At 68.9% G+C, this 4,242-nt stretch carries 2 protein-coding genes; both read left to right on the top strand.

Annotated features, from left to right (window positions below; translation table 11 throughout):
- On the top strand, positions 1-2,635 hold a 2,635-nt coding region (locus IF11_RS0135890), incomplete at its 5' end, for a condensation domain-containing protein (protein ID WP_157848486.1).
- A 98-nt stretch (positions 2,636-2,733) separates the two neighbouring features.
- A partial coding sequence (locus IF11_RS0135885) for a condensation domain-containing protein (protein WP_030356001.1) occupies positions 2,734-4,242 on the top strand: 1,509 nt, incomplete at its 3' end.

Below are 4,242 nucleotides of genomic sequence, written 5' to 3'. Positions count from 1 at the left end.
GGTGGTGCCGCATGGGGCGATGGCCGGGCTGGTGCGCTGGGCGGTGGGGCTGGGGGAGGGACGCTTCTCGCGGACGCTGTTCTCGACGTCGCTGAACTTCGATGTGTCGGTCTTCGAGTTGTTCGGGACGTTGGCGGCTGGTGGGACGGTGGAGGTGGTTCGGGATGTGCTGGCGTTGACGGAGCGGGAGTCGTGGTCGGGGTCGCTGGTCTCGGCGGTGCCGTCGGCCTTCGCGGGGGTGTTGGGGCAGGAGAGGGATGTCTCGGCGGATCTGGTGGTGCTGGCGGGTGAGGCGTTCCCGGCCGGTCTGCTGGAGCAGACCCGTCAGGCGATGCCGGGTGCGGTCGTGGCCAATATCTATGGTCCGACTGAGGCGACGGTCTATGCGACGGGCTGGTTCTCCGACACCGATCCGGCTTCTGACGGACCGATGGTGCCGATCGGTCGCCCGGTGGCGGGCAAGGCCACGTATGTACTTGACGGTGGACTGTCTCCTGCTCCGGTCGGTGTCTGGGGTGAGCTGTATCTCGGTGGTGGTCTGGCGCGTGGGTATCACGGGCGTTCCGGGCTGACGTCGGAGCGGTTTGTGGCGGACCCGTTCCGGTCGGGTGGCCGGTTGTATCGCACGGGTGATGTGGTGCGGTGGCGTGCGGATGGGGTGTTGGAGTACGCGGGTCGCGGTGATGACCAGGTCAAGGTGCGGGGGTTCCGTATCGAACTCGGTGAGATCGAGAGCGTGTTGACGTCCCACGCGTCCGTGGCTCAGTCGGTGGTGGTGGCGAGGGAGGATCGTCCGGGTGTGAAGCGCCTGGCCGCCTACCTGGTGGCAGACGGGGATGCGGCTCTGGAGCTGGAGGCGGTGCGTGAGCATGTGGCCTCGGCTCTGCCCGAGTACATGGTCCCGGCGGCCTTCGTCGTACTGGACGCTCTGCCCCTGAACGCCAACGGCAAGCTCGACCGCCGTTCCCTGCCCGCGCCCGAGTTCGCGTCGGTGGATGCGGCCTATACGGCTCCGCGTACGGAGACCGAACAGATCCTGTGCGGAGTGTGGGCGGAGGTGCTCGGAATTGAGCGGGTCGGGATCGAGGACAACTTCTTCGACCTCGGTGGCGACTCCATCATCAGCCTCCAGGTCGTCTCCCGCGCCCGCCGCGCGGGACTCGCTCTCTCCTCCCGCGACGTCTTCCTCCACCCCACCATCTCCACCCTCGCCACCGGCCTCACCGAGGCCGACCAGGGGACTGACGATGCCGGGCCGGCCCAGCAAGGGCTTGTCTCGGGTCCTGTGGCGCCAACTCCCGTACGCGAGTGGTATTTCGACACGCACCCGGTCGCGCCGGAGCACTTCAACATGTCCACCACGTTCCAACTGCCCGAGGATGTCGACCTCGACGCCCTGCGGATCGCCGTCGGCGCGCTGCTGTCCCAGCACGACGCGCTGCGCAGCACGTTCACCCGTACCCCCGAGGGAACCTGGACCGGGCACATCACATCGGCCCTGGATGTCAATTCGGTCTTCAGCGTGCACGATCTCGCCGGTGTCCCCGACGGTGCTGTCCCCGACACCGACGCGCAGTGGCGCGCACTCGTCGTCCGTACGCAGTCAGGGCTCGACCTCGAACGCGGTCCCCTCTTCCGTGTTGTGGTCGGCGCGCCGTACGAGGGCGGTGGTCCGGCACGTCTGCTGATCACCGCACACCACCTGGTGATCGACGGAGTGTCCTGGCGCATCCTGCTGAGTGACCTCGCCACGGCCTATGACCAGGCCGTCTCGGTCGCCGCGACGGATCTCGGGCCCAAGTCGACGTCGGTACGCGCATGGGCCGACCGGTACAACACACACGTACGGGACGGTGGGTTCGGCGGCCAGCTGGAGTACTGGCGGTCGGTCACGAGCACGGCCGACACGGGGCTCCCGATGGACACACCGGACGGCGGCAACAAGGTCGCGGATCAGGCCGCCGTCATGGCGTACCTCGATGTGGACGACACCCACGCCCTGCTGCACCAGGTACCGGGCCGGTTCCGGACGCAGATCAATGACGTACTGCTGGCGGCCCTGGCGCGCACGCTCCGTACCTGGACAGGTCATGACCGGGTCGCGGTCAATCTGGAGGGGCACGGCCGCGAGGAGTTGTTCGACGGCATCGACCTGACCCGTACCGTCGGCTGGTTCACGTCCATCTATCCCGTCGCGCTCGAACTGCCGGAGACCGATGACTGGCCGGCCACGATGAAGTCGGTGAAGCGGCAGCTCAGGGCCGTTCCGGACCGGGGCGTCGGCTACGGCGCGCTGCGCTACCTCAGCGGCGAACTGGCCGGCGACCCGGACCCCCGGATCAGTTTCAACTACCTGGGGCAGTTCGGTACCGGCGGTGCGGGCGGTACGGGCAGTGCGGGTGGTACGGGGGCAGGGGCGGCCGAAGGCGGCCTGCTCAGCACCTCGCTGGCCACGGACGGCCAGGAACACGGCCCTCAGCAGGAACGCAACCATCTGATCGATGTCGTCGCCGTTGTGGACGAGGGAAGGTTCGTCGTCACCTGGTTCTACTCCACCTCGGTGCACCGGGAAGCGACCGTGACCGCGCTGGCGGAGGACTTCATCGCCGCGCTGCGGAGCGTGAGCCGGGGCTGACGTACGCGCCCCACCCGCGCACACCTCACGCCTTCGTTCCGTCCTTCCGCCCCACCTCCCCGCCGAACGCCGTTCTTTGTGTCACAAGGAGATGCGAGATGAGCACGCCACCCTCCCGTGAAAGCCGGATCAGCGCGCTGCCGGAGCACATGCGGGCGCTCCTTCGGGCGCGTATGGCGGGTCACGCCGTGGTCACCGATGCCATCGCGCCCGTGGACCGTACGGCCGAGCTGCCGGCGTCGTTCGCGCAGCGGCGGCTGTGGTTCCTGGAGGAGTTCCGGCCGGGCGGGGTGGAGTACAACTCGGGTCTCGCCCTGCGGATGACGGGGGCGCTGGACCGGCAGGCCCTGACATGGGCCGTCGAACAGATCGTGGAGCGTCATGAGGGGCTCCGTACGACCTTCGACGCGGTGGACGGCCGCGCGATTCAGGTCGTACACCCTTCGATGACCGTTCAGGTCGAACACCTCGACCTGTCCGCGTACGCCGACCCGGCGGCACGGGACGCGGCGGCGGACCGGGTCCTGCGGGAGCGGTTGCTCACGCCGTTCGACCTGCGAGTCGGGCCGCTGTTCCGGGTCCTGCTGGTGCGGCTCGGCGACGACGACCACGCGCTCCTGCTCTCGATGCATCACATCATCAGTGACGGCCGCTCGCTCGACATCCTCACCGGGGAACTGGGCGCGTGCTACGCCGCCGCGCTCAACGGGCGCGATGCCGCCGAACTGCCCGCGCTGCCGGTGCAGTACGCCGACTTCGCGGCCTGGCAGCACGACCGGCTGACCGAGACGGAGCTCCAGGGCGGACTGGAGTACTGGCGGCAGCGGCTCGACGGCCTCCAGCCGCTGGAACTGCCGACGGACCGCCCCAGACCTACGGTACGGAGCGGGGCGGGCGCGGTGCACGCGTTCGACATCCCGCAGGAGCTGGCCGCCGGGCTGGCGCGTCTCGGCCGGGAACACGGCGCGAGCTTGTTCGTGACGCTCACGGCGGTCACTCAGCTGCTGCTCGCGCGCTACAGCGGCCAGGACGACATCGCACTCGGGACCGCGACGTCCGGCCGCGACCGCGCGGAGCTGGAGAACCTGGTCGGCTTCTTCGTCAACACGCTGGTCCTGCGCTCCCATGCGGATCCGTCGGCGACGGTCGGTGACTTCCTGGCATCGGTGAAGGGGACGGTCCTGGAGGCGTTCGACCACCAGGAGGTCCCGTTCGACCGTGTGGTGGAGGCACTCGCCCCCGAGCGCGATCCCAGCCGAATGCCGCTGGTCCAGGCCATGGTGGTGCTCCAGAGTTCCACGAGTGCTGCGCCAGTGTTCGCCGGGCTCCGTACTGAGCCGATGAGTGTGTCCCGGGACGCCCTTCCGTTCGACTTCATGCTCGAATTCGAGGAGCGGGAAGGGGAGTTGCAGGGCGCGATCGAGTACGGCACGGATCTGTTCGATGCGGGGACGGTCGGGCGGATGGCGGGGCATTGGCTGGGGTTGGCGGGTGCGTTGGTGGCTGGGGGGTCGGGGCGGGTGTTGGGTGAGGTGTCGATGTTGGGGGTGGTTGAGCGGGAGTGGGTGGTGGGTGCGGGGCGTGGTGTGGTGCGTGGGTTGTCGGGT

It is taken from the genome of Streptomyces scopuliridis RB72, assembly GCF_000718095.1.
GTDB classification, from domain to species: domain Bacteria; phylum Actinomycetota; class Actinomycetes; order Streptomycetales; family Streptomycetaceae; genus Streptomyces; species Streptomyces scopuliridis.
This window is presented reverse-complemented; position numbering and strand designations above follow the sequence as displayed.